Source organism: Gemmata algarum (assembly GCF_034097035.1).
Taxonomy (GTDB): Bacteria; Planctomycetota; Planctomycetia; order Gemmatales; family Gemmataceae; genus Gemmata; species Gemmata algarum.
Genome location: NZ_JAXBLV010000242.1, coordinates 1 through 25265 on the forward strand (window position 1 = coordinate 1; position 25265 = coordinate 25265).

Below are 25265 nucleotides of genomic sequence, written 5' to 3' on the forward strand. Positions count from 1 at the left end.
GCGCATGTGGGACGCCGTGGCGCAACTGCTCGCCGAGGCCGGCGAGGTGGAATTGGGCCGTTGGTGACGCCCCCGGTGTGCCAGTTCGGCGCACCCGCCCAGTCTTATTGGTTCTGTCTGGTATTTCACACAAGAGGAACCGGTGATGAGTGACCCGTTCGACCTGTCGAAGCTCCGCGAGCCGTCGGAGTCCGAGCGCCCCCGAGCGCGCCCGCCGCGGCACCGGCCCTGGGAAAAGTTCCTCAAGGGGCCGGTCCCGTGGCGGTGGATCGAGGCGGCGGCGCGGCTCCCGGGCCAGGCGCTGGCGGTCGGGCTGGTGGCGTGGTACGAGGCCGGGTGCCGGAAGTGCGCGGCGGTGCCGCTCAACCTGTCGCGGCTGGTGGTGCCGCGGCGCACCGCCCACCGCGGGCTGTGCGCGCTGGAGCGGGCCGGGCTGGTGTCGGTGGACCGACGCAAGGGGCGCCCGCCGGTGGTGACCCTGCTGCCCGCGCCCGCGGGTCCTTCCGCCGGGGCGCCCGAACGCACCCGCACCCGGAACGGGTGAGCACCGGAACACTGTCTGTCCCTCGCCCGTTACTGTGTCCATTCGCCCGCGGGCTTCGTGTACGGACCCCGCGTTGCGGTGGCCCGGAAGGACCCTGACATACCGAGATCGCGCCCGCCGCGGGCGCCTGCTATACTCCATCAACCTTTGGTCGGTGCGGCGGAACTGCGACCTGAGAACCGCACCCGCCGCGCCGACCGTTCTCAGAAAGGTGTCCCGCTTATGGCCTCGCTGTTCAAGCCCACCCGCCCCTACCCGCTCCCCGCGAACGCCGAGATCGTCACCAAGGACGGGAAGCCGCACGTCCGGCTCCGGGAGCGCGGCAAGGCGGTTTTGTACCCACTCTCCGAGGACGGTAAGCAGTACCTGAAGCCGGCCGCGAAGTGGGCGGCCGACGTGCGGTTCGCCGATGGCACGCGGAAGCGGGTGCGATTCAGCCCGAACCGGGACGCCGCGGCGGTGATGCTTGCCGACCTGCTCAAGAAGATCGAAGCCGAGAGATCCGGCGTGCGGGACCCGTTTGCAGACCACCGCAACGCCCCGCTCGTACCTCTGCTCACCGAATACGAGCAGCACGTCCTCGATAAAGGCGCCACGGCGAAGGAAGCCGCACAGGCGGCCCGGCGGTGCGAGATCGTGTTCGAGGCGTTGAGCTTCGTCACCGTCCGCGACCTCGACGCTACCGGCGCCGAGCGCTGGCTCGCGGACCGGCGGCGGCTCGCGAAAACCGACGGTGGTTTTGGCCCGGCCACCAGCAACCACTATCGCAAATCACTCGTCGCTTTTGGCAACTGGCTGGTGAGGACCCGGCGGAGCGCGGAGAACCCGTTCCGGCATATCCCAAAAGCGAATGCCGACATCGACGTGCGGCACCCTCGCCGGCCACTTTCGGCCGAGGAATTCGCGCGACTGCTCGACGCGGCCCGATCTGGACGGGTGTTCCGAAAGTTACCCGGTCCGGCCCGCGCGGTGCTGTACACCGTGGCCGGGATGACCGGCCTCCGCGCCCAAGAACTCGCGAGTCTTTCACCCCGTTCATTCGCACTCGACGCGAACCCACCGGTCGTGGTGGTCGAAGCCGCGTACTCGAAGCACCGGCGCCGCGACGAGGTTCCGCTGCACCCCGAGTTGCTCGCCGAACTGCGGGCTTGGCTAGCGGACAAGCCGGTCGACGAGCCGCTGTGGCCGGGCAATTGGGCCAAGCACACGGCCGCGGTCGATCTCATCAAATGCGACCTGGAGGTGGCCCGTGCCGCGTGGCTCGCGGAATCACCCTCGGACGACGAACGGGTGCGGCGCGAGGCGTCCGATGTCCTCGCTTACCGAGACCGTAACGGTCATTTCGCCGACTTCCACGCGCTGCGGCACACCTTCGTTACTAATTTGGTGAACGCGGGCGTAGCCCCAAAGGACGCGAAAGAACTGGCTCGGCACTCCACAATTACGCTGACGATGGACCGGTACGCCCACGTCGGCATCCGTGATACGGCTGCCGCGTTAGCGAAACTCGACCTGCCGACAGGACGACGGGACCGTACTGAACGCCCCGATTCGGGAGCAGCACCGGGAGCAGCAGAAGGTGGTGACGCGGGAGAGTTGGCGGAGGTAAACGAGAAAGTGGTGCCAGAAGGTGAAAAAAGCAAACCCCTGGGATTACAGGGGTTAGAGAACAATCGAGAGGAGTCAGAGACCACTGAGGAAGTATGCCCGACAGGAGTTGAACCTGTAACCTTCGGCTCCGGAGGCCGACGCTCTATCCAGTTGAGCTACGGGCACATCGCTTTAGGGAATATAGGCCGTTCGAGGGCTGCGGACAAGGGGAGAGCATAACTCCAGGCCGTGCCGTTCCGTTGTACCCAAAGCGGTCAGCCGTAACACGTCTCGAACGTCGTCTGGAACGTCCGTGTCTTGATGGGTTGCAGGGTGCTCGCGTGAGTCGTTGTGATACCGGCGGGGGAGTTCAACGGCGGTTCGGAACGAGGCACCGTGGCGGTGACACTTGCCGCATACGCTATGCCGCTCGGTTAACCCCACGACCGTTCGACGAGGTGCCGTTTGGCAGACCGGACGCGCGAAACCTACCTCGAACTGCGGGAGTTGCTCGACACAGGGATGTAGAAAGCACCTTGGCAGCACGAGACGCTATCGAGAAGATCACGGGCGAGAAACCGCCCCAGAAGTGAGTTCGCACACCCTCAATGCAGCACGCGGGTCTTGAGCACCAAGGCCCGCGTGCGAATGTAAACGGTTACGATCCCGTGGGCTCAGCGGATCAGGCTCAGCGGCAGATCGCGCCCGCGGAGGCGGCTCGGCTGGCCGGTCAGGAACTCGTCCACGTGCCGGGCGGCCTCCCGGCCCTCGGCGATCGCCCACACCACCAGCGACTGCCCGCGGCGGCAGTCGCCCGCCGTGAACACCCCGCGGACCGACGTCGCGTACTTCGCGTCGCTGCGGATCGCGCCGCCCTCGGTCATCGCCAGCCCCAGCCGCTCCGCCAGGCTCCGCTCCGGCCCGGCGAAGCCGATCGCCAGCAGCACGAGGTCGCACGGGAACACCAGCTCCGAGCCGTGCAGCTCCTCGAACTGGCGCTCGCCGTCCTTGTCGAAGTAGTGCTGAACCCGCACCGCGTGCAGCTCCGTGACGCGGCCCTGGTCGTCGCCGGCGAACCGCTGGGTCTTAATCTGCCAGTCGCGCTTGCCGCCCTCCTCATGGGCCGGGGTGATGCGCAGGATCTTGGGCCACAGCGGCCACGGCGTGTCCGGGTTCGCGTTCTCCGGCGGGCACGGGTTGTAGTCCAGTTGCAGCACCGACTTGGCCCCCTGCCGGTGGCAGGTGCCCAGGCAGTCGGCCGCGGTGTCGCCGCCGCCGATGATGATGATGTTCTTGCCGGTGGCGGTGATGCTGTCGGCCGGGAGCTGGTCCCCCAGCCCGCGGCGGTTCTGGGCCGTCAGGAACGTCATCGCCTGCACGACGCCCTTCAGGTTGCGGCCCGGGATGTCGAGCTCGCGCGGCCGCGTGGCGCCCACCGTCAGTACGAGCGCGTCGTGCTTCGCCCGCAGCTCCTGCGGGTCCACGGTCTTGCCGATGTCGGCGTTCGTGACGAACTCGACGCCCTCCTCGCGCATCTGGTGGATGCGCCGGGCGACGTAGTCCTTCGACATCTTGAAGTCGGGGATGCCGTAGATCAGCAGCCCGCCGGGCCGGTCGTCGCGCTCGTACACCGTGACCGCGTGCCCGGCCCGGCGCAACTGCTGCGCCGCCGCCAGTCCAGCGGGGCCGCTCCCGACGACGCCCACGGACTTGCCCGTCGAGTGGCCCGGCGGCTCGGGGACGATCCAGCCCTGCTCCCAGCCGTGATCGACGATCGCCTGCTCGATCGTCTTGATCGTGACCGCCGCGCCGTTAAGCGCGAGCACGCACGACGCCTCGCACGGGGCCGGGCACGTCTTGCCGGTGAACTCCGGGAAGTTGTTCGTGTCGTGCAGCGCGGTCAGCGCCTCCTGCCACCGGTTCCGGTGAACGAGATCGTTCCAGTCCGGGATGCGGTTGCCCAGCGGGCACCCGGTGTGACAGAACGGGATGCCGCAGTCCATGCACCGCGTCGCCTGCGCGCGGGTGCTCTCGGTCGGCATCGGCTGGTACAGCTCGTCGTAGTCGCGGACGCGCAGGTGGATCGGCCGGGGGGTCGGCTTCTGCAACTCGACGTTCAGGAACCCACGCGGGTCTGCCATTGTGCTCACGATCGGCGAACCGCCGTCGCTCCTCCGTTGAGGCGCCGGGGCTTTCACCCCGGGCTATTTCCCGCGACCCCGTTGGGGTCGAAAACCTGTTCCGCGACCCCAACGGGGTCGCGGACAACAGGGCTGTTGAAGTCGCTTGTGCCAACCGTCAGCCGTTGACCAGCTCCCACTGGCGCTGCACGGCTTTGTTCTGCTCGAGCACGCGGCGGTAGTCCTTCGGGTACACCTTCACGAACTTGGGCAGCGCGGCGGCGAAGTCGTCCACGATCGCGTTCCCGACCGTCGAGCCGGTGTACAGCACGTGCCGGTTGATGAGGTTGCTGAGCGTGCCGACGTCCTTGTACTCCTCGACCGGCAAGAGGTCGACCATCTCGAGGTTGCAGTTCTCGCGGAACGTGCCGTGCGGGTCGTACACGTAGGCGAACCCGCCGCTCATGCCGGCCGCGAAGTTGCGCCCGGTCGGGCCGAGCACCACCACCACGCCGCCGGTCATGTACTCGCACCCGTGGTCGCCGATGCCCTCGACCACGGCCTTCGCGCCGCTGTTGCGGACCGCGAACCGCTCGCCGGCCCGGCCCCGGAAGTACGCCTCCCCGCCGGTCGCGCCGTACAGGGCCACGTTCCCGATCACCACGTTCTCCTCGGGCACGTACCCGGCCTCGGGCTGCGGCGCCACGATCAGCTTGCCGCCCGACAGCCCCTTGCCCACGTAGTCGTTGGCCTCGCCGCGCAGGCGGAGCGTGATGCCCCGGGTGAGGAACGCGCCGAAGCTCTGGCCGGCGGTGCCGGTGAACCGCAGGTCGATGGTGTCCTCGCGGAGCCCCGCCTCGCCGTACCGCGCGGTCACGAAGTAGCTGAGCAGCGTGCCGGTGGTGCGGTTCCGGTTGGTGATCGGCATCGCGAGCTGGAGCCGCCGCGGGTGCTCGACCGCCTCCTTCGCGGCCCGCACCACCTCCCAGTCGAGCTGCTCGGCGAGGATGTCGGGCTGGCGCTCGACGTTGCGCACCACCGACCCGAACGGCACGTTCGGCCGGGCCAGGAGGGCGGACAGGTCGAGGTGCTTCGCCTTCCAGTGCCACGACAGGTCGATCGGGGCGAGCAGGTCCGGCCGCCCGACGATCTCGTCGAGCGTGCGGAACCCCATCTCGCTCAGCAGCTCGCGCACCTCTTCGGCCACGAAGAACAGGTAGTTGACCACGTGCTCCGGGGTGCCGGTGAACTGCGCCCGCAGCACCGGGTCCTGGGTGGCGATCCCGACCGGGCACGTGTTCAGGTGGCACTTCCGCATCATCACGCAGCCCATCGCGATGAGCGGCGCGGTCGCGAACCCGTACTCCTCGGCCCCCAGGCATGCGGCGATCACCACGTCGCGGCCGGTCTTCATCTGGCCGTCCGTCTGGAGCCGCACCCGCCCGCGGAGCCCGTTGCGGACGAGCACCTGCTGCGCCTCCGCCAGCCCCAGCTCCCACGGCACGCCCGCGTGCCGGATGCTCGACAGCGGGCTCGCCCCCGTGCCGCCGGAGTCGCCGCTCACGAGGATGCGGTCGGCGTACCCCTTGGCGACGCCCGCGGCCACCGTGCCCACGCCCGCGGCGGCGACCAGCTTCACCGAGATCTCGGCGTGCGGGTTGGCGTTCTTCAGGTCGAAGATGAGCTGCGCCAGGTCCTCGATGCTGTAGATGTCGTGGTGCGGCGGCGGGCTGATGAGGCCCACCCCCGGGGTGCTGTACCGGGTCTTGGCGATCGCGCTGTCCACCTTGTGGCCCGGGAGCTGGCCGCCCTCGCCGGGCTTGGCCCCCTGGGCCATCTTGATCTGGATCTCGACCGCGTTGGCGAGGTAGTTGGCGGTCACGCCGAACCGCCCGCTGGCGACCTGCTTCACCGCGCTGCCGCGGCGGTCGCCGTTGGTGTCCGGCTTGAAGCGGACGGGGTCCTCGCCGCCCTCGCCGGTGTTCGACCGCCCGCCGACGCGGTTGAGCGCGATCGCCAGCGTCTCGTGCGCCTCCTTGCTGATGCTCCCGAAGCTCATCGCCCCGGTGAAGAACCGCTTCACGATCTCCTTGGCCGGCTCCACCAGCTCCAGCGGGATCGGCTTGTGGGTCTTCTTGACGCCGAGCAGCCCGCGGAGCGTGCACAGCCGCCGGCTCTCGTCGTTGGCCGCCTGCGCGAACTCCCGGTACGCCTCGCGGCTCTCCTTGCGGACCGCGTGCTGGAGCGTCTGCACCGTCTCCGGGTTCCACATGCGGTGCTCGCCGCGGCGGCGCCACATGATCTCCCCGCCCACGTCCAGCTCGGGCGGGGACACCTCGTGCCCGCCGCCCGCCTCGGCCGCCCGGGCGTCCGGGAACCCGACCGCGTGCCGGGTCAGCGACTCGCGGGCGATCTCGCCGAGCCCGATGCCGGCGATCCGGCTCGGGGTGTCCACGAAGTGCTTGTCGATCAGGTCGCGGTTCAGCCCGATCGCCTCGAAGATCTGCGCGCCGCGGTAGCTCAGCAGTGTGCTGATGCCCATCTTGCTGAACACCTTCAGCAGGCCGGCGTTGATGGCCTTGGCGTAGTTCTTGAACGCCTTGGCGAGCTCGAGCTGCCCGCCGTGGGCGTCGACCAGCATCCCCTCGGCTGCCAGGTCGCGGTACGTCTCGAGCGCCAGGTACGGGTTCACCGCGGCGGCGCCGTAGCCGACCAGGAGCGCGAGGTGGTGGACCTCGCGGGCCTCACCGGTCTCGACCACGAGCCCGCACTTCACGCGGAGGCCGGCGCGGATCAGGTGGTGGTTCACCGCGGCCGTCGCGAGCAGCGACGGGACCGGCACCCGCTGCGCGTCCACCCCGCGGTCGGAGAGGATCAGGATCGTGGCGCCCGCGCGCACCGCGGCCTCGGCCTCGCCGCAGAGCGCGTCAACTGCCCGGGCCAGGCCGGGCTCGCCCGCGGACCGGTCGAACAGGGTCGTGAGGGTGCAGACCTTCAGCCCCGGCCGGTCGAGGGCGCGGACCTTCGCCAGCTCCTCGTCGTTGAGCGTCGGCCCCTTCAGCCGCAGCAGCCGCGCGTGCTCGGGCGTCTCGGCGAGGATGTTCTGCTCGCACCCGATCAGCGACTCGGTGTTCATCACCACCTTTTCGCGGATCGGGTCGATCGGCGGGTTGGTGACCTGGGCGAAGTGCTGCTTGAAGTAGTTGAACAGGAGCTGCGCGCGGTCGCTGAGCACCGCGAGCGGCGTGTCGGTGCCCATGCTGGACACCGGCTCCTGCCCGTCCTGCGCCATCGGCAGCAGCACCCGGGCCACGTCCTCCTGGGTGTACCCGAAGGCGTGCTGGCGGTTCCGCACGGTGGCGAGGTCGGGCTCGACCGGGGCCGCGGCCGGCAGGTCGTCGAGCTGCACTTGGTTGGCTGCCACCCACTCGGCGTAGGGCTTCTCGCGGGCCACCTCGAGCTTGATCTCGTCGTCCAGGATGACCGAGCCGCAGGAGGTGTCCACGATGAACATCTTCCCGGGCTGCATCCGGCCCGCGGTCTTCACCGCGCCCGTCGGGGTCGGCAGCGCGCCGATCTCGCTGGCCACGATCACCCGCTCGTCGGTGATGACGTACCGGCCGGGGCGCAGCCCGTTCCGGTCGAGCATCGCGCCGATGATGGTGCCGTCGGTGAACGACAGGCTGGCCGGGCCGTCCCACGGCTCCGTCAGGCACCGGTGGTAGCGGAAGAACCCGCGCACGGCCGGGTCCAGGTGCTTCTGCTCCTCGTACGCCTCCGGCACGAGCATCATCATGACGTGCGGCAGGCTGCGGCCGCTGTGGAGGAGCAGCTCCACGGCGCGGTCGAGCACCGCGGAGTCGCTCAGCCCGTCGAGGTCCAGCGGGAGCACCTTCCGGAGGTCGTCGCCGAGGGCGCCGCCCTCCATCAGCGCCTGCCGCGCCTTGAGCCAGTGGACGTTGCCGTTCAGCGTGTTGATCTCGCCGTTGTGCGCGAGCACGTTGAACGGGTGCGCGAGGGACCACTGCGGCGAGGTGTTGGTGCTGTACCGGCTGTGAACCAGTGCGAGCGCCGACTCCACCCCGGGCTGCGACAGGTCCGGGAAGTACGCCTCGAGCTGGTCCGGCTTGAGCATCCCCTTGTACACGATCGTGCGCGCGCTGCAGCTCGTGACCGCGAACCCGGCGCCGGCGGGCGCGGTGGCAGCCCAGTGCTCGGTGCGGCGGCGGATCACGTACAGCTTGCGCTCGAAGGCGTCCGCGGGCGTGCCCGCGCCGCGGCCGACGAGGAGTTGCTCCATCGCCGGCTCGGTGGTGCGCGCCAGCCAGCCGATGGCCGCCGACACCACCGGCACCGGGCGCCAGCCCAGGACCGTCTGCCCCTCCTCGGCCACCACCTTCTCAAGCGCCCGGCGGCACGCGGCGGCGTTCGCCGCGTCGGCGGGGAGGAAGCAGAACGCCACGCCGTAGCTGCCGGCCGCGGGCAGCGCGACGTTCAGCTTGGCCGCCGCGTCCCGGAAGAACGGGTCGGGCAGCTGGAGCAGGATGCCGGCGCCGTCGCCGGTGTCCTGGTCGCACCCGCACGCCCCGCGGTGCTGGAGGTTGCGGAGCAACTGGAGCGCGTCGCTCACGGTGGCGTGCGTTTTGCGCCCGCGCAGGTCGGCGACGAACCCGACGCCGCACGCGTCTCGCTCGAACGACGGGTGGTACAGCCCCTCGGGGACGAGGGGCGAGGGGACGAACGCTAAAGTCTCTGGCTGCATATGCGTTTAGTACGGGGTTGAGCCGCTTCCGGCCAACTCGGGAGAGGCAATGTGGCAGAAACCGCGTGAATGTAGTGCCAATTAAATCGCTCGAAGTCAAATATCTCGATAGCGAGACATCTTGGCAAGGCGCGTTCTTCATCGGGCCGTGGGCCTCCGGCCCGCTTCCGCTCCGCAGCCGGCGCCGCTCGAACGAATCCGGGTGCCGCCTCGCACCTCCCGCAGGAGCGGGCGACAACGCCTCCGCGGTAAACCGCGGAGCCCGTCTGCCGGGCAACAAGCGGGCGAGACGCCCGCGGTCCCAGGGAAAGGCGTTCACCCCGTGTTCTTCAGCCCGGACGCGACCCCGTTGATGCTCTCCAGCACCGCCGTCACCAGCTCCTCGCGCGGGCCGCTCTGGTTCCGCAGCCGGTCGAGCAGCACCAACTGGATGAAGCTCAGCGGGTCCACGTACGGGTTCCGCCGCTCGATCGATGTCCCCAGCACCGGGGACCGCTCGAGCAGCGCCGACTGGCCCGTGATCCGGCACACCGCGTCCACCGCCGCCCGGTACTCCCCCTCGATCCGCCCGTAGATGCGGGCCGCCAGGGCCTGGTCCGTCACGAGGTCGGCGTACAGCCGGGCGATGACCATGTCGGCCTTGGCGAGGATCATCTGCGAGTTGTCGATCAGGGTGCGCCAGAACGGCCAGCGGGCGTACATGTCGGAGAGCATCGCGAGGCCGTCCGGGTTCGCGCGCAGGAACTCCGCGACCGCGCTCCCGAGCCCGAACCACCCGGGCAGCGTGTGCCGGCTCTGCATCCAGCTGAACACCCACGGGATCGCCCGCAGCTCCTCGATGCTCCGCGCCCCGCTCCGCCGGGCCGGGCGCGACCCGATCTTCAGCTCCGCGATCTCGCCGATGCAGGTCGCCTGCTCGAAGTACGCGAGGAACCCCGGGTCCTCGTACACCAGCCCCCGGTAGTGCTTCCGCGCCGAATCGGCCAGCGCGTCGAGGGCCGCGAGCCACTTCGGGTCGGCCCCCTCCGCCGCGTCCGGGAAGCTGGTCCGCAGGACCGCGTCCAGCACCTGCTCCAGGTGCCGCTCGGCGACGGCCGGGTGCCCGTACCGGTCGGCGATCATCTCGCCCTGCTCGGTGATCCGGATGCGGCCGTCCACGGTCCCCTTCGGCTGGGCCAGGATCGCGTAGTTCGCCGGCCCGCCGCCGCGCCCGACGGCGCCCCCGCGGCCGTGGAAGAACTGGATCGTGACGCCCGCCCCGCGGCCCAGCTCGGTCAGCTCGGTCTGGGCCCGGTACAGCGCCCACGCGGACTGGAGGAACCCGCTCTCCTTGTTGCTGTCCGAGTAGCCGATCATCACCTCCTGCCGGTTCCCGCGCAGCGCGACCTGCCGCCGGTACACGGGCAGCTCGAGCAGCCGGGCGACGATCCGGCGGGCCGAGCGGAGCGGCTCCAGGGCCTCGAACAGCGGCACCACGTCGATGCGGCTCACGCCCTCCGCGGGCCGGAACAGCCGCGCCTCGCGCGCGAAGAGGAGCACCTCGAGCAGGTGGGCCGGCTCGGTCGTCGAGCTGATGATGTACGTCCCGAGCGCCTCCGGGCACCGCTGCTCCAGGACCGCCGCCATCGTGCGGAACGTGCGGACCACCTCCGTCGTGTCCGGGCTGAACGGCAGGTGCGCGGGGATCAGCGGGCGCGCGGACTCCAATTCCTTCGCGAGCACCGCGAACCGCTCGTCGGCGGACAGGGTCGCGTAGTTCGGGCACACCCCGGCCGCGGCCAGCACTTCCGCGGTCGCGGCCTCGTGCTTGGCGCTGTGCTGGCGGATGTCGAGCGTCAGGAGGTGCAGCCCGAACACCTCCACGAGCCGGACGAAGTCCCGCACGGCCCCGTCGGCGCTCGCGGTCGCGCCGGCCCGGCGCAGGTCGTCGGCGATCAGGGTGAGGTCGGCGAGCAGCTCGCCGCGGCCGACGTACACCCCGGCGGGCGGGGCCTGCGCGTCCGCGCCCCAGTCGTCCGCGTGCGTGCGCACGAAGGCGAGGGTGCGCCGCAGCTTCTCGGCGATCATCAGGCACTTCGCGCGGTACGGCTCGCCCGGCTTCCCCTGCGCCACCCCGGGCAGGAGTTGCGCGTCCGCCGCGAGCGACGCCGTGAGCGCCGGGCCGGCCGCGACGAACGGCGCCGAGTGGCTCAGCTTCCCGCCCAGCGCCTCGATCCGCTGGAGGTAGTGGGCGAGGACCGTTTCCTGCTGGAGCCGGACGGCCTCGGCGGTGACGGCGTGGGTGACGTTGGGGTGGCCGTCGCGGTCGCCGCCGATCCACGACCCGAACTGCAAGAACGCCGGCACGCGGCGCCCGTGGTTCGGGTACACCTTCTCGAGCGCCGATTCGAGCTTGCGGTACACCTTCGGGACGACGTCCAGCAGCCGCGCCTCGACCACCCCGAGCACCTGGCGCACCTCGTCGAGCACGGAGGGGCGGGCCGACCGCACCGCGTCCGTCAGCCACAGCGCCTCGACCTCCTCCGCGATCGCGTCGGTCAGCGCGTCGCGCTCGGACGGCGTCGGCTGGCCGTACTCGAGCTTGTCGAGCAGTTGAGCCACCGCGGCGAGCTTCTCCAGCACCGAGCGCCGGCGGGCCTCGCTCGGGTGCGCGGTGAACACGGGCACGACCAGCGCCCGGGCGAGGTGGTCCGCTACCTCTTCAACCGGCACGCCGCGGCGGGCGATGCTCTGGAGGGCGGACTCGGCGTTCTCGGCGCGGGCCGGGTCCGGCCGGGCGGCGCGGTGCCGCAGCGCCCGCACCCGGGCCTGCTGCTCGGCCAGGTTGATGAGGTCGAAGAACACGCTGAACGCCCGGATCAGCCCGCGGAGCTTGGGCACGTCGAGCGTGCCCAGGCGGTCGCGGAGCCGGCGCGCCGCGTCCGGGGACGGGTTCGTGCGCAGCTCCTTGGCGGCCGCCCGCACCTCTTCTTCGAGATCGAACGCGGCGTCCCCGCCCAGGCGCCGGATCGCTTGGCCGAGCAGGTTGCCGAGGAGCCGGATGTCGGCGCCGAGCGCCTTCTGTGCCGCCGCTTGCATGAACGCCCCAAGGGTCAAGGCAAAAGTTAAAAGGAAAAGGCAAAAGGGAAAAGCGGAAGGCAAACAAGAGGAACGCGCTCGGCTTTTCCGTTTTGCCTTTTCCCTTTTAACTTTTGCCTTTTGATTCATCCGAACACGGGCGGCTGGCCAGTGGACTCGAGCACGCTCAGCCACAGGTCGCCGTTGGGGTCTACGGTGTGCCGGGCGCGGACCGCCAGCGGGATCGGCAGCAGGACGAACCGCCCGTGCCACCGGCTCACCACCACCTCGGTGCGCCCGGCCATCGCGGCGTGGACCGCGTTGTGCGCCAGCCGCAGGCAGTACACCGCGTCGAACGGGTTTGCCTTCACGCTCCGCACGAAGTAGCTCGGGTCAAAGTACTTCAGGTTCAGCTCGAGGTTGGCGGCGGCGAAGTCCTCGGTGATCTTCTGCTTGAGGAACACGCCGATGTCGTTGAACCGCGGGTTCCCGGACGCGTCCCGCTCGTCGCTCCCGGGCGTCAGGTCCTGCCCGGCGCCTTCCGCGACCACGATCACCGCGTGCCCGGACCGCTGGACCCGCTTCCGCAGCACCGACAGGAACCCGCGCTCGCCGTCGAGCATGAAGGGCACCTCGGGGATGAGCACGAAGTTGGCGTCGTTGCGCGCGAGCGACGAGTAGCACGCGATGAACCCGGAGTGCCGGCCCATCAGCTTCACCAGGCCGATGCCGTTGGGCGACGCCTTCGCCTCGGCGTGGGCCGTCTGGATCACCTCCGCGCCGGTCGAGAACGCGGTCTGGAACCCGAAGCTCTGGTCGATGAACATGATGTCGTTGTCGATCGTCTTCGGGATGCCGACGACTGCGATCTTGGCCCCGCGCGCCTCCACTTCACGCGCGATGGCCTGCGCCCCGCGGAGCGTCCCGTCGCCGCCGATTACGAACAGGACGTTGATCCCCATCCGCTCCAGGCAGTCCACGATCTCGGCCGGGTCCTGCTCGCCGCGCGAGGTGCCCAGGATGGTGCCGCCCTGCTCGTTGATCTGGCTGACGAACTGCGGGGTGAGCTCGAGGACGGGCCGCTTGTACTTCGGGATGAACCCCTGGTACCCGTTGCAGAACCCGTGGATGCGCTGCACCCCGTACAGGAAGTGCAGCTCCATCACCAGCGCCCGGATGACATCGTTGAAGCCGGGGCACAGCCCGCCGCAGGTGACGACGCCGGCGCGCGTCTTGGACGGGTCGAAGAAGATCTTGCGCCGCGGCCCGGCCGGCTCGAAGCCCGGGATCTGGTCGACGGGCACGCCGCGGCCCGTGAGCGCCGACGCGGTGTCGTCGAAGAGGACGCGGTCGGCTTCGTCGACGTTGTAATAACTTCTCTTGCGCTGCTCCAACAGCGGGAGCATGGGCGAATCGATCCGGCACGGCCCGAGCGACTTGACGACGAGGTCTTCGCGGCTGACCAAAAGACGCCCCCGTGTGTTTACCTGTTCGGCGTCTGTGCGCTGGAAGAGTTTTCAACGCACCCGCACCGCGGGTTTTAAACGGTTGAGTCAGAAAAAGCGTTCGAATCGCATTGCCACGCTGCAACTCTGAAGCCAAATCGCGATTGCCTTGCGAACAGGCAGTTGGAATCGAAATCGGTCGTGCCGATCGGCGATTTCGCGACCTTGCGGCACAGCCTGTTCAATAACACCTGATCGAACAGGCTGTGCCTCAGATGCGCTCACTCCAGGTTCGCGCTCGGGCGAACCACCGAATCCGCACTTTGCCCTCGAATCCAGCAGCAACGCTCTTGTTTCGCGCAAGGGCCGAATCGCTTCTGGTTGTGGGCTCACTTGTCAATCGTCGCGCGAATGGTGTCGGCAACGAGCTTGTTCCCCGCGTCGTTCAGGTGGACGGTGTCGGTGGTCAGGACGCCCCTGTCCTTATCGGCAGAGTTGTTCTTGGCGATGTGGTCCACGAACGCCTTGCGCAGGTCGCACAGTTGCGACCCGGTTTCCTTCGCCACCTTGCGGCTCACGTCGGCGTACTCGTCGAGCTGGGCGTCGAGCTTGTTCGCGCCCGCCTTTTTCTCACCGATGACCGTGGGCGTGCAAAGGACCACCCGCGCGCCGCCGTCCTTGATCTTCCCGATGATCTCCTTCAGACCCGCCTCGAACTTGTCCTTCGGGGTGCCCCGCGCGGGGTCCTTCTCGCCGTGCCACACGTCGTTGATCCCGATGTAAATCACCACCAGCGTCGGCTTCTTCGCGAGCACGTCCTTTTCGAGCCGCCGCTGGAGGTCGGACACCTTGTTCCCGCTGATGCCGGCCCCGATCACCTCGATCCCCAGGTCCTTGTGCGCTTCGTGGAGCGCCCCCTTGACGACCGTGACGTACCCCTTGGGGCCGACCCCGGCCTGCGTGATCGAATCGCCGAGGAACACGATCTTCTCGCCCTTTTTGAGCGGGGGCGGGGCGTCCGCGGCGGCGGCAAGCGGGGCGGCGCAGAACAGGCCGGCGAGCACGACCGGGTGAGCAAATCGCATCGCGTGCGTCCTTTCGGGAAGGGAGAGCGGGAAGGTGATTCTATGAGCCGGCCCGCGCGGAGACACGCGCGCAAGCCGCGATACAATGGCCGTTCCGCCATGACGGCCATCGCCTCGTCTCTCCGGAGCGACATGGAGTCCACGCGCTTACATGACAGCTTACCTCACCCCAGCACGCTCCCGCCCGCCGGGGGCGGCGGCACGACGGACGAGTTGACCGCCCACTACCGCGCGATTCTCTCCGGGACCGACCCGGGCTGGGCCGCCGGGTGCCGCGACCTGAACCTCGTCGGCCGCGGCGGTCAGGGCGTGGTGTTCTTCGCGCGCCGCGAGGGCTCGGACGGGTTCGCCCTGCCCGTCGCGCTGAAGGTGTTCTCGCCGGAACAGTTCCGCACCGCCGAGGCGTACGCCGAGGACATGGCGCGGATCGCGGCGGTGGCCGCGCGGGTGGCCGCGGTGCAGCACGAGAACCTGGTCGCGGTGCACCACTTCAGTGAGCACCGCGGCGTCCGCGTCATGCGAATGGAGTGGGTGGACGGCATCGACCTGCGCGTGGTGCTCACCCCGGCCACCCTGGAGCGGACCCGCGCGCGGCTCGGCCCGGAGCACCTGCGGTTCGTCGAGGACGTCGTGCTGACGGACGGCCCCGCGCAGCCGCGGCTCAAGCCCGGGGTGGCGACCCACATCCTCCGTGACAGCCTCGCGGCGCTGGCCGCGCTCCACCGCGAGGGGATCACGCACGGCGACCTCAAGCCGGCCAACGTGATGCTCAAGCGGACCGGGTCCGCGAAGGTGGTGGACGTCGGGTCCGCGGCGGACCTGCGGTCGGCGGAGGGGCGCCGCGCGTGGTCGCCGTTGTACGCGGCCCCGGAGGTGCTCGACGGCGCGCCGGTCACCCCGCAGTCCGACCTCGCGAGCCTGGGGTACGTGCTCATCGAGATGATGGCCGGGCGGTCCCCGTTCGAGGGCTTCGTCGGGGTGTCGGGGCTGATCGAGTCGAAGCGCACGCTGGAACACCGACTGGCGGAGGTGCTCCCGCACGAGGTCGTCGGGAGCGATCTGCTCGTCAGCCTGTGCCGGCGCCTGGTCGCCGCCGACCCCGACAAGCGGTTCCCGGACGCGGAGGCCGCCGACCTGGGGCGCCGCGGCGCCGCCGCGTTCCACCGGCAGCTCGTGAAGGGGGACCTCGCGAGCGAGTACGGCAACGACCTGCGCGTGTGGCTCGAAGCGCTGAACGAGTGACGCGGGCCGCGCCGGCGGTCAGCCGCGCGGGGTCAGTGTGGCGATCGGCCCGGCGAACGCGGGCCACTTGGCGGTCAGCTCGGCGCGGGTCGCGCCCGTGTAATCGGCGTAATCGAACCCCGGCGCGACGGTGCAGCCGAGCAGCGCGAAGCCGCTGTCGCCGACTAGGCGGGTGCCCTGCCACACCCCGCCGGGGACCACGAGTTGCGGCACCTCGCCGGCCGCCACGTTCGACCCGAGCACGACCTCGCGGCCGGTGCCGTCGGGCCACAGTTGCAGCATCCGCACCGGCGCGCCGAGGTAAAAGTGGAACACCTCGTCGCCCGGAAGGACGTGCAGCTCGGACACGTGGCCCGGCTTGAGCAGGTAGTAAATCGCGGTCGATACGCTGCGCTCCGCCTGATGCGCCGGCAGCGCCGCGGCGGGGAGGGTCGCGGCGGAGCGGTACGTCTCGCGGAAGAACCCGCCCTCGACCGGGTGCGGCTGCAACTGGAGCAGGCGGATCACGTCGTCTGCGGTCATCGGTCGTGTCCTCAATAAAGACAGAAGAGGAGCGGGCCGCAAAAGCAGAAGAGGGTTGGCCACAAAAAAGCACAAAGGGCACAAAAGAAAACCGAGGAAGCAGAAGAGGATTGGCCGCAAAAAAGCACAAAGGGCACAAAAGAAAACCGAAGAGAAAGAGAAGTGTCTTGAACCCACTCTTCTGTCTTCGTCTGTGGTTTCCTTTTGTGCCCTTTGTGCTTTTTTGCGGCCAATCCTCTTCTGCTTCCTGTGCCTTTTTGCGGCCGTTCCTCTTCTGCCTTTAGCCCGCTCGTCACGGGGTCAGGCTGGCGAGTTTCCAGGCGACTTCCAGTGCCTGCGGACCGTCGATGTTGTACTGGCGCCGCAGCGCCTGCGGGGTGCCGTACCGCTGCGCGTCGTTGAGGAAGATCTTGAAGTGGCGCTCGCCCTTCAGCTTGATGAGGTAGTCCGTGACGCTCACGCTCTGGCAGTAGAAGCCGGTGATGTTGTCGGCGGGGAAGTCCTTCAACTCGAACAGCGCCGCGAGGGCGCGGAGTTCGCCGTCGCGGGCGCAGCGGGCGAGCGTGCGGGTGTACCGCTCGACCTCCGTCGGCGCGCCGGCGAGGACCGCCATCCCCTCCAGCGCCCACTTCGGCGGCGGGCGGTCGGCGAACAGGTCCGCCAGAACCACGTGCGTCAGCTCGCGGGGGAGGGCGTTAGTCGCCAGCGCGGGGTCGTCGGCGCGGAGATCGATTCGGCGCGCCGTGGGGCGGCCGTTCGTGAGGCTCACGCTCGCGTGCCCGGTGAGCGCGGCGGGTTTACCGGTGGCCGCTGCGTAGGCGTCGGCGGTGGCGTGGATCACGACATCGCACTTCGGGTTCCAGGCCCCCCCTGGCGGGCCGCTCCAGCGCTCGAAGGTCGCTTTCCGGTTCGCCTCCGCGGCCTTCGCCACGGCCTCCCCCAGCGCGCGGTCGCCGCCGTGGTGGACCCGGAAGCTGGCCGTTTCGAGCACGTCGGCCGATGCCGCAACGGGGACAACCGCGGCGGCGGCGCCGGCCTTCGCCTGTGCCGCCTTCAGCACCTGCTGGGCCACTTTGTAAAGGTCGGCGCTCGGCGGAATCAGTTGAATCGCTTCGGACACCTCTTGCACGGCAGCCGCCGCGGTGCCCGGGGGGCAGTCGGGCGCGTTCACGCGGTCCGCCGCGAGTTTGACCCGGCAGTACGCCCACGCGGCTTTCTGCTCGGCCGAGAGCCGGGCCGCGCCAAGCGCGGCGAACAGGCGGTCGGCGTCGGCGTAGTTCCGGCTCTTGAACGCGGCGACCGCGTCGGCCGCGGCCGCGCCAGCGCCGGCCGTCGGGGCGGGCGGACTCCCGGCCGGAGGCACCGGGGGGGCCGGTTCTTCTGTCACAGTTGGGGGAACCAGCGACGGCCCGAGGTTCGGTGCCGGTTCCGCCGCGACCCGGGGAGTGCCGACCGGCGCGGGGGCCGGCCTCAGTTTGCCATTGAGTATCGCCAGCCGGCGCTGGATTTGTTCCGTCCGCTTTTGGTCGGGGACGGGGGCCTTTTCCGACTGGGCCAGTTCGGCCTGATACGCTTCCCGAAGGAGCGAAAGGAACACGGTGTTGCCGTCGGCGTTGGAGATTTCCTTTTCGAGTTCCGCGACCGCTTCGGTGGGCCGGTGCGCGCCCAGGTGCTCGCGGGCGCTCACCATCGCGGCCTGAACCGCGAGTTGCTTTTCGGTCGGGTGCGGCGGGAGATCGGCAGCCGGTGCGCAGGGCGCAAGAACGAGAACGCCCGCGAGGGCGGTAACGAGCACGCAGCGGAGCATGAGCTGGCGTCCTTGCCAGGAAGCGGCGGGCGGGGCGATCTGCACCCGCCGCGGGGGTGGCACTCTATACGCAGCCCGGCGAAACGGGACAAGCCGAGGTTGAAGTTGTCGAAGCGGCGGAGAGCGTCCAAAAAAGAGGGCGACAACTGCTCAACTCTTCCTGCGTTTACTCTGCGCGCTCTCGTGCTCTCTGCGGTGGAACCTCTTATTTCTTGACCGGCGCGGCGAGGAGCTTGTCGAGCGGCACTTTCACCTCCTTCGAGGTGACCGCTTTCATGATCGCCGCGTTCGCCTTTTCGAGGAGCTGCTGTTCGAGATCGGGCTTGATCGCCTTCACGAGGTCGATCACGAACTCGCCGGCCTTCTGGGCGTCGGCGCCGTCGAGGCCGGCGGTGTGGTCGATCACCACCTTGTCGTAAAACAGGTTCGCCTCCGTCGCCTTGATCGTGATCGTCACCTCGGGGAGGAACGACCCGGGAACCGCCTTCGTTTTCGTGAGGACCTCGGCCTTCATCTTCAGCCCGGCTTTACAGTGCCCGCGGGTCTCGCCGGAGTACAGTTGCAGCCCCCGCTTCCAGAGCTGGTGCTCCACGCGGAAATCGATGTCCATCACGGTGTCGAGGGCGAGGCGGGCGGCGTCCGGGCTGAGCTTCACGAGTTCCGGGATCGAGACGCCGAGCGTCTCGTTCGGGTTCCGCGCGGTGGCCGTGATCCGGCGCCACAGGCCATCGTTGACCTGCACCCGGGGGGCCTCGGGGCCGAACTTCTTGGCGTTGCGCAACATGACGCGGCCCTCGACGAACTCCTTCTGCTTGCCCCACCCCTTGTCCGACTTCACTAGCGGGGTCGGCAGGTGCGCGAGCGCCAGCGTGCGCAGCGTTTTTTCGAGCGACTCGAGTTCCGCCCGGGTGGGCTGCGGAACGTCTTTCGGCGCCTTCAGTTTGATCGGCAGTGGCGCCGCGGGCGCTGGGGCCGGCAGCGGGAGCGGCGTCGGCTCCGGCGGCTGAGCGGTCGCCACCGCGACTAGCAGCGTGCCGAGAAGGGCGGTCAGGGTGAATCGCATCAGTGGAATCCTCCCGCTCAGTGCGCGGCCTTCAGTATGCGCTCGATGTACGCTCTCACGTCGGCAACCGCAACACCGGTCGCGACGCGCGCGTTCGGCGGGCCGGTCGGGTTCGCGCGGGTGTCGATCACGGTCATGCCGCGGGTCAACTCGCCCTTCGTTTCGACATCCACGAAGTGTGGCTCGCTGCTGACGCACCCGGCGACCGCCACCGCCACCACCCCGAGCACGTCCTTCAGGTGGAACCCCTCGATCCCGTACAGGTTGGAGCTGGCGCGGATGCCGAACGGTACAATTTGGCGCAAAAACTGGCACGCCCGCGAGTCCGGGTTCGGGAGGTCGAGTAAGTCACGCGGGGAGAAGATCAGCTTGCGCGTGGCGTCGAGCGGAATCAACAGCGGGTTCAGCTCGCCGGCGAACACCCGCTTGGCGGCGTCGGGGTCGAGGTGGATGTGGAACTCGGCCGCGGGGCCGGCGTTCCCGGGCTCGCGCCAGCACCCCCCGATGATGACCGTCTGGTCGAGCACCGCGGGCAGCACCGGGTCGCGGTCGAGGGCCGTTGCGAGTGTGGTGAGCGGGCCGAGGTTGATGACGGTGATCTGCCGCGGGTGCTCGTGGGCGAGCTCGCAAAGCACCTTGTCCGCGGGGTGCAGCGTGTGCCGCGTGGCGGACGGGAACGTGACCCCGCCGAGCCCGCCGGGGCCGTGGAGCGCGGTGCCGTCGGCGTCGTAGCGGACGGGGAGCGCCGCCCCGAGCTTCGGCCACTTCGGGGGGTCGAAGACATCGATCAGGGTGTGGACGTTGGCGGTGGCCTGCTCCGCGGACACGTTCCCGGCGGTGGGGAGGAGCCCCACCACTTCGAGGCTCGGGTCGTTGAGCGCGAGCGCAACCGCGAACGTGGTGTCGATGCCGGGGTCTGCGACGATGACGACCTTGCGTGGCATGTCGTGCGGTCCCGAGATGATTTGGAGAGGGCGAGCCGCGTGCGAATCCGCCCCGAATTGTACCCACCGGCGTGCCGGAGGGGAACCGGGTACCGCGAAGTGGCGCCGATCGGCCGGCGCCAGGCGCGTGGTGGCCAAAACCGACCGGCCCCGCTCCGCCTGCGGAACTTGAAGCGACTGAATTCCGCTGAAACCGAGCTGAGCGGCGCAGAAGGCTGCCGGGTAAAATACGGTCCGACGCCCGTTACGAGCGCTCACATGAACGTCCGAATCGGCACCGCGGGGTACGCGTACCCCGCTTGGGTCGGTGGGTTCTACCCGCCCAACACCACCCAGCACGACATGCTCCCCTACTACGCCGCGCGGTTCGCGTGCGTCGAAATCAATTCGTCCTTCTACCGCCCGCCGACGCGCGAGCAGGTCGCCAAAATGGCCCGCCGCTCGCCGCCCGGGTTCGGGTTCACGCTCAAGGTGCCCAAGACCGTTAGCCACCAGCGCTCCGACGACGACGTTCCGGCGTTCAAGGCCGCGGCCGACCACCTCGCGGGCACCGGCAAGTTGCTCGGGCTGATCTTCCAGCTCCCCGAGAGCTTTCGCAACACCGCCGACAACCGGAACTGGCTCGCACGGACCGGGGCGCAACTGCGCCCGCACCACGTGGCCGTGGAGTTCCGGCACCGGTCGTGGGCCGCGCCCAACCTGTCCGAGTGGATGGAGCACATCGGCATGGATCTGGTGAGCGTGGGCGTGCCGGACGTTCCGACCTTGTTCCCGCGCGGGCTGCGGGTCGCGAACCGGCGCGTGTACGCCCGGCTCCACTCGCAGAGCGCAGAGAACTGGTACCAGGACGGGAAGCTGCGGTACGCCTACGATTACACCGAAGAGCAACTGCGCGAGTGGGCCGACGGGCTGAGGCGGTTGGCCGAAACGCACCGTGCCGACGAGGCGCTGATCTTCTTCAACAACTGTGTGGGCACGCAAGCCGTCAGCAACGCCGAGCGCCTGCGCGCCGTCTTGCAAGAAGCGGCGCCGTGCGTGCAGGTGGTCGACGCGCCACGTCCGCCGAGCCTGTTCGGTTAAGAAGCGGCGCCGCGTGGTCGGTGAACCGGTTCGGCCCGCCTTTGCGACCCGATCGCGGGGCTGCGCGACACGCCCACTCGCTCGGGGCCGAGATATCAAACAGCGGCCCGGGCCGCCAATCGATGAGCCGTGCAAAACAAGCTACGTGGCCGCGCCGGGGCCGGCCTCCTGGCTCTCGCGTCGGAACTGCTCCAGCAGGTCGAAGAACTGCCCGAACGCCGCTTCCGCGGTGGTCGAGTGATCGCGAACGGCTCGCGCCCACCCGAGACTGCCCGACCACTCGAACCGCTGCCACAGCCACGCACGGAACTGCTCGTTGAACGCGGTACCGAACTCTTTGATACCGTGAGTTTGGAGGGCAACCGCGTATCCGTGGCACATATTCTCCAAATCAGCAAGGGACCAATCTCGGACGACCATCGAGGGGCGTTGCCGAGCAAATTGAAGGAAGTCGTACAAGTTGCCGCCGACTGCCATTCGCCGTCCCCTTGGGTTGCCGAACAACGAGTCCACTGGCCGCTTCGATCGCGGTGCAGTCGCTGGCAGAAAGTTCGGTAGTCGCCCGGCCGCGACGCCGCAGCCGACAACTGGAGCTGGGAGCGCGCCGAGAAACAGCTCACGTGGCCGGTGCCGCTGCCGCGCCGGGTTCGGCGTCTGGGGCCACCGCGTCCGCTGGGGCTGATGCCCCGCGGCGTGGATGCCGGAACTGGTTGAGGTATGCGGCCACCAGCAGGCACACCCCACCAATTGCCGTCTGCCAGAGCGGGCCGTACAGCGGGTTCTCCCGCTTCCACCGTTGGTAGGTGAATGCGTCCTCGATGCCGGCCGAGTGGGGCACCGGGTCCCACGCGGTGAGCGGCCCTCGCCGCTTGTACTCATAGGACCACGTGCCATCCCGCCGCACTGTCGGGCGGAACTCCAGCGTGACCTCGGACGCCAGCCAGTGGTCCGGCCAGCCCAGCCCGAAGTACGTACGCTCGGCGGTCTCGTTGGACTCGTACTGCCGAGTCGGAATGAACCACAGGGCGAGCGGACCGAGGGCGGCAAGTCTCAAACCCCAGACCGCAACCGTCAGTCCGATCCGTCGGGACACCATGCCACCCTCCACGCCTCCGGGGCCGAACGAGCAGCTCACCGGCACCGTCACCATACCGTGAGCGACTCGTACAAATCAGCCGGCGGTTTCAGGTGCCGCGCCGGGTTCGGAGCGTCTCCGCTCCATTCCGGGCAGCGCTCCGAACCGGATCACGTGGATCGCGCGGGCGATCACCGTTTGGATCGGGGTACCCTCGTGGTCCGTGCCCGTCTCCACCGCCAACGCCGACTCAAGTTGCGGCAGGTGCCGCTCGGTGCCCAGATAACAGAGGGCACAGGCCGCCATGTTACGGACCAGTTCGTGCGGCTCGCGGATCAGCAACTCTGCCAGCGCGTCGGCGGCCCGGTAGCACCAATTGAAGAATAGCTTCTCGCAGGCCGTGCAGCGGACGAACCAGACCGGATCAGCCAGCAGGGCGAGGGCCAGTTCGTCGCCGATGTCGGGGGCGATGCACGCGGCCAACTGGAGGCCGCTCGCCCGGATGCCCGGCACTCCGTCCCGTGTGAGGGCGATCAACTCGGCCCGCGCGGCGTCCAACGGCACCACCCGCAGCCGTCCCTCGGCGACGGCGAGGTTGCCGGGCGCCCACGGCTCCAGCAGTTCCCGGACGGCCGAATCCACTCGCGCCTCCCTTGCCGAACACACAGTGCGCCTGCCCGGCCGCGGCACCCGTATCGCAGATGGACAACCGATGAACAACGGGAAACAGACTACGCGGCCGGGTCCGGTACCGCGCCGGGCTCGGCGTCTGGCGCCCCCAACCGCTCCCGCAACCGATGCGCCCCGTACTCACCGCGCGTGCAGAACTTGCAGGTGCAGAACGGCGGCTTGCCCTTGGACTCCGGAAAGAACCGCCACCCGACGACCTGTGGCAGATACCGCACGCGGTGCAACTCGTCGGCCTCGATGCGGCGGGGGATGACGACCTCCCACCCTTGCGCGTCCTCTGCGGCCTCGAACTCGCCGGCCGCCTCGGCCGCGGACATCCAGTGGTGCGCTTGCCGGTAGTGGCCCACCCACACTTGTTCGTCGTCGGGGACGCGGAAGTAGACGCCGGCGATGGACCCTTGGTTCCGTCGCTTCAGCTCCCGCAGCCACTGGTGCGAGACGTAGAAGTTGCGGGTGACCGGGACGGCGAACACCCCGCCGGGGAAGTCCCCGCTCGCTTGCCGCAAGCGGCTGATGCCGTTGCGACGGATGAGGGCGACCCGCGACTCCGGCGCCAGGTGAACGAACATTGCCATTCCGCGTCTGCCCTCCTCGCCGAACATGTAACTCACCGGCCCGACCGCGGCGCCAGTACCGCAGACGGACAACCGATGAACAACGGGAAACAGACTACGCGGACGGATCCGGTGCCGCGCCGGGCTCGGCGTCTGTGACCACCCCCAACACCTCGACCTCGGCGACCGGTTCGTCTTCGTTGGCCGTGAGCCTGAACCGGGAGCCGGGAGCCATGAGGCCGTGCGGCCCCTCGGCATCGTTGACGAAGATAGCCTCAGCGTCGTGCGACTCCCGGTCGCGGTGCAAATACGGAGGCTCCCGGAAGGCGAACCAAAGCGTCCAGTGACCGACCCCGCCCTCGACGCCCTCGTCCGGCACCCCGACCATGCCCCAGAACACAAGGCACGGGGCGAACTCGTAGGTCCGCGGGCGGAGCCCCCAACTGCCGGCCGGGGTAGGGCGGATGCGCACCCTGTACCGGCGGGCCATGCGCCCGATCCGGTCGCCCCACTGCTCGTCGAAACTGGCGACACGCACCATCGGTACGTTGGCCTCCTCGCCAAACATAAAACTCATCTGCACCGCCCTCACCCGACGAGCGGTGTGTCCCGAAGCCGACGGCGGTGCAGGTGTGGCACCGGGTTCGGCATCCCTTTGCTACTCGGAACGGTCACAGTCCACGAGTACCAGCCAGTCGGCCCCCTCGCGGCGGGCGAGAACGCCGAGCAATCGCATGTGGTGCGATACCAGCCGCACCGGCAGCAACTCGGCCAGCGGCAACCCAAGTGCGCCGGCCAACTCCTCGGCCCCGCTGCCCGGCTTGTCCAGGAACCGGCCGAACAGCTTGGCCATCATCTCGTTGGCCGGGCGGAACGCGCGGTCCATTACGAAGATGCCGTCCCGCCCACCGACGCTTCGCGCGTGCTGCTCGTCGAACCCGTAGGCCGCGTTCTTGAGGGCGGCGAGCATCTCGCGGGACCGCCACACGCCCTCCTTGCGGGCGGCCTTGCGCAGTCGCTCGGTCAGGGCGAGGTGGAGGGGCCGCCCCTCACGCTCGAAGGCATGGAACTCCACGAACGGCGCACCGGCGAGCGACTCCTCAATGGCCTTCACCCGGGTTTTCGCTTCTACAATTTCCATCTACCGGGCTTGGCGCGAACCACCTGTGCCCCACAGCGACGGCAACGGTCCCCGGGCCACGCGCTCCACACGGACAGAGCGAACACACCACCGCACACCGGGCACGGCCATGTCCACACCCGCAGCGACAGCCACGAATACCGGGCGACGGCGACCAGGAGCCACACCCCGAGGGTGCTACCCGGCACGGCCACCCCGGCCCAATCCCACCCGCGTGGTTGGGCACGGATGCCGATGGCCAGGGTGACGAATAGCACGAACCCGAGGACGCCACAGGTCGCCGCGGCCCGAAGCCACCGACCCCGCAACTCCAGGTACTCGGCCCATGCTGCCAGGTTCGTGCCCCCGCCCATCGGTGCGTCCTTCCGTATGCCGAACCTGTGTTTAGCGTGCGAGGCTTCGCACACTAATATGAGACCAGTTCGCCTCGTGCGTAACCCGTGCCTGGAGTTGAACTCGGTGACCAATTACTCGTTATCGACCGAATACTGCATTAACAATATACGCAATGACAAATTAACAGGATCATGTGAAGTGTGGTAAG

At 69.1% G+C, this 25265-nt stretch carries 18 protein-coding genes, 1 tRNA gene and 1 pseudogene; 4 read left to right on the plus strand and 16 right to left on the minus strand.

Translation table 11 applies throughout. The features are described from left to right. The first annotated feature begins 145 nt into the window (after positions 1-145). Together R5W23_RS30715 and R5W23_RS32845 are read left to right on the plus strand one after the other, a co-directional pair. A complete protein-coding gene (locus R5W23_RS30715; RefSeq protein WP_320689678.1) occupies positions 146-544 on the plus strand; it encodes a hypothetical protein in 399 nt (132 codons plus the stop codon). A 462-nt stretch (positions 545-1006) separates the two neighbouring features. Further along, a pseudogene (locus tag R5W23_RS32845) lies at positions 1007-2005 on the plus strand (tyrosine-type recombinase/integrase); the annotation flags it as partial. A gap of 241 nt (positions 2006-2246) precedes the next feature. Here R5W23_RS32845 and R5W23_RS30720 read toward each other — a convergent pair. From R5W23_RS30720 to R5W23_RS30745, 6 genes are all read right to left on the minus strand, one after another. Beyond that, positions 2247-2320 (minus strand) — tRNA-Arg (locus R5W23_RS30720). Between the two features lie 488 nt (positions 2321-2808). Further along, entirely contained in the window at positions 2809-4275 is a 1467-nt protein-coding gene (locus tag R5W23_RS30725) for a glutamate synthase subunit beta (protein WP_261189805.1), read from the minus strand. A gap of 157 nt (positions 4276-4432) precedes the next feature. Continuing rightward, the gene (gene gltB / locus R5W23_RS30730) at positions 4433-9016 is read right to left on the minus strand and encodes a glutamate synthase large subunit (RefSeq protein WP_320689679.1); all 4584 of its coding nucleotides are present in this window, start codon (positions 9014-9016) and stop codon (positions 4433-4435) included. 315 nt (positions 9017-9331) lie between these two features. After that, positions 9332-12094 (minus strand): phosphoenolpyruvate carboxylase, encoded by a 2763-nt coding sequence (ppc, locus tag R5W23_RS30735; protein ID WP_320689680.1) that lies wholly within the window; start codon positions 12092-12094, stop codon positions 9332-9334. Between the two features lie 125 nt (positions 12095-12219). Then, on the minus strand, positions 12220-13539 hold the full coding sequence (locus R5W23_RS30740; RefSeq protein WP_320689681.1) for an ATP-dependent 6-phosphofructokinase: 1320 nt from the start codon (positions 13537-13539) through the stop codon (positions 12220-12222). 368 nt (positions 13540-13907) lie between these two features. Further along, complete coding sequence (locus R5W23_RS30745) at positions 13908-14603, minus strand: SGNH/GDSL hydrolase family protein (protein ID WP_320689682.1); 696 nt, start codon at positions 14601-14603, stop codon at positions 13908-13910. Positions 14604-14735: 132 nt separating this feature from the next. Here R5W23_RS30745 and R5W23_RS30750 point away from each other — a divergent pair, with 132 nt between their 5' ends. Continuing rightward, complete coding sequence (locus tag R5W23_RS30750) at positions 14736-15845, plus strand: serine/threonine-protein kinase (RefSeq protein WP_261189810.1); 1110 nt, start codon at positions 14736-14738, stop codon at positions 15843-15845. An 18-nt stretch (positions 15846-15863) separates the two neighbouring features. Here the strand turns inward: R5W23_RS30750 and R5W23_RS30755 are convergent, their stop codons facing one another. The 4 genes from R5W23_RS30755 to R5W23_RS30770 form a co-directional block, all read right to left on the minus strand. Continuing rightward, positions 15864-16367, minus strand: coding sequence for a cupin domain-containing protein (locus tag R5W23_RS30755; RefSeq protein ID WP_320689683.1), 504 nt, complete (start codon positions 16365-16367; stop codon positions 15864-15866). Positions 16368-16659: 292 nt separating this feature from the next. Then, positions 16660-18174 (minus strand): hypothetical protein, encoded by a 1515-nt coding sequence (locus R5W23_RS30760; protein ID WP_320689684.1) that lies wholly within the window; start codon positions 18172-18174, stop codon positions 16660-16662. Positions 18175-18379: 205 nt separating this feature from the next. Beyond that, complete coding sequence (locus R5W23_RS30765; RefSeq protein ID WP_320689685.1) at positions 18380-19237, minus strand: hypothetical protein; 858 nt, start codon at positions 19235-19237, stop codon at positions 18380-18382. 17 nt (positions 19238-19254) lie between these two features. Next, complete coding sequence (locus tag R5W23_RS30770) at positions 19255-20181, minus strand: nucleoside hydrolase (protein ID WP_261189814.1); 927 nt, start codon at positions 20179-20181, stop codon at positions 19255-19257. A 258-nt stretch (positions 20182-20439) separates the two neighbouring features. Between R5W23_RS30770 and R5W23_RS30775 the strand changes: the two genes are divergently transcribed. Further along, the gene (locus R5W23_RS30775) at positions 20440-21261 is read left to right on the plus strand and encodes a DUF72 domain-containing protein (RefSeq protein WP_320689686.1); all 822 of its coding nucleotides are present in this window, start codon (positions 20440-20442) and stop codon (positions 21259-21261) included. A 141-nt stretch (positions 21262-21402) separates the two neighbouring features. On the opposite strand, the gene R5W23_RS30780 is transcribed toward R5W23_RS30775, so the two are convergent. The 6 genes from R5W23_RS30780 to R5W23_RS30805 form a co-directional block, all read right to left on the minus strand. Then, positions 21403-21642, minus strand: a complete 240-nt coding sequence (locus tag R5W23_RS30780; protein ID WP_320689687.1) for a hypothetical protein — start codon at positions 21640-21642, stop codon at positions 21403-21405. Positions 21643-21877: 235 nt separating this feature from the next. Continuing rightward, positions 21878-22411, minus strand: coding sequence for a hypothetical protein (locus R5W23_RS30785; protein WP_320689688.1), 534 nt, complete (start codon positions 22409-22411; stop codon positions 21878-21880). A gap of 21 nt (positions 22412-22432) precedes the next feature. Next, positions 22433-22978: a HEAT repeat domain-containing protein gene (locus tag R5W23_RS30790; RefSeq protein ID WP_320689689.1), complete on the minus strand. Its 546-nt coding sequence runs from the start codon at positions 22976-22978 to the stop codon at positions 22433-22435. An 89-nt stretch (positions 22979-23067) separates the two neighbouring features. Next, a complete protein-coding gene (locus tag R5W23_RS30795) occupies positions 23068-23601 on the minus strand; it encodes a hypothetical protein (protein WP_320689690.1) in 534 nt (177 codons plus the stop codon). A gap of 94 nt (positions 23602-23695) precedes the next feature. After that, positions 23696-24157, minus strand: a complete 462-nt coding sequence (locus tag R5W23_RS30800; RefSeq protein ID WP_320689691.1) for a hypothetical protein — start codon at positions 24155-24157, stop codon at positions 23696-23698. A gap of 81 nt (positions 24158-24238) precedes the next feature. After that, positions 24239-24721, minus strand: a complete 483-nt coding sequence (locus R5W23_RS30805) for a hypothetical protein (protein ID WP_320689692.1) — start codon at positions 24719-24721, stop codon at positions 24239-24241. Between the last annotated feature and the right edge of the window lie 544 nt (positions 24722-25265).

What these genes read in the sequence shown, in the direction of transcription:
- R5W23_RS30775 (WP_320689686.1), top strand. Translation starts at nt 20,440, where the DNA reads ATGAACGTCCGAATCGGCACCGCGGGGTACGCGTACCCCGCTTGGGTC.
- R5W23_RS30795 (WP_320689690.1), bottom strand. Translation starts at nt 23,601, where the DNA reads ATGGCAATGTTCGTTCACCTGGCGCCGGAGTCGCGGGTCGCCCTCATC.
- R5W23_RS30725 (WP_261189805.1), bottom strand. Translation starts at nt 4,275, where the DNA reads ATGGCAGACCCGCGTGGGTTCCTGAACGTCGAGTTGCAGAAGCCGACC.
- R5W23_RS30770 (WP_261189814.1), bottom strand. Translation starts at nt 20,181, where the DNA reads ATGCCACGCAAGGTCGTCATCGTCGCAGACCCCGGCATCGACACCACG.
- R5W23_RS30745 (WP_320689682.1), bottom strand. Translation starts at nt 14,603, where the DNA reads ATGCGATTTGCTCACCCGGTCGTGCTCGCCGGCCTGTTCTGCGCCGCC.
- R5W23_RS30800 (WP_320689691.1), bottom strand. Translation starts at nt 24,157, where the DNA reads ATGAGTTTTATGTTTGGCGAGGAGGCCAACGTACCGATGGTGCGTGTC.
- R5W23_RS30760 (WP_320689684.1), bottom strand. Translation starts at nt 18,174, where the DNA reads ATGCTCCGCTGCGTGCTCGTTACCGCCCTCGCGGGCGTTCTCGTTCTT.
- R5W23_RS30780 (WP_320689687.1), bottom strand. Translation starts at nt 21,642, where the DNA reads ATGTGCCACGGATACGCGGTTGCCCTCCAAACTCACGGTATCAAAGAG.
- R5W23_RS30715 (WP_320689678.1), top strand. Translation starts at nt 146, where the DNA reads ATGAGTGACCCGTTCGACCTGTCGAAGCTCCGCGAGCCGTCGGAGTCC.
- R5W23_RS30755 (WP_320689683.1), bottom strand. Translation starts at nt 16,367, where the DNA reads ATGACCGCAGACGACGTGATCCGCCTGCTCCAGTTGCAGCCGCACCCG.
- R5W23_RS30805 (WP_320689692.1), bottom strand. Translation starts at nt 24,721, where the DNA reads ATGGAAATTGTAGAAGCGAAAACCCGGGTGAAGGCCATTGAGGAGTCG.
- R5W23_RS30765 (WP_320689685.1), bottom strand. Translation starts at nt 19,237, where the DNA reads ATGCGATTCACCCTGACCGCCCTTCTCGGCACGCTGCTAGTCGCGGTG.
- R5W23_RS30785 (WP_320689688.1), bottom strand. Translation starts at nt 22,411, where the DNA reads ATGGTGACGGTGCCGGTGAGCTGCTCGTTCGGCCCCGGAGGCGTGGAG.
- R5W23_RS30750 (WP_261189810.1), top strand. Translation starts at nt 14,736, where the DNA reads ATGGAGTCCACGCGCTTACATGACAGCTTACCTCACCCCAGCACGCTC.
- gltB (WP_320689679.1), bottom strand. Translation starts at nt 9,016, where the DNA reads ATGCAGCCAGAGACTTTAGCGTTCGTCCCCTCGCCCCTCGTCCCCGAG.
- ppc (WP_320689680.1), bottom strand. Translation starts at nt 12,094, where the DNA reads ATGCAAGCGGCGGCACAGAAGGCGCTCGGCGCCGACATCCGGCTCCTC.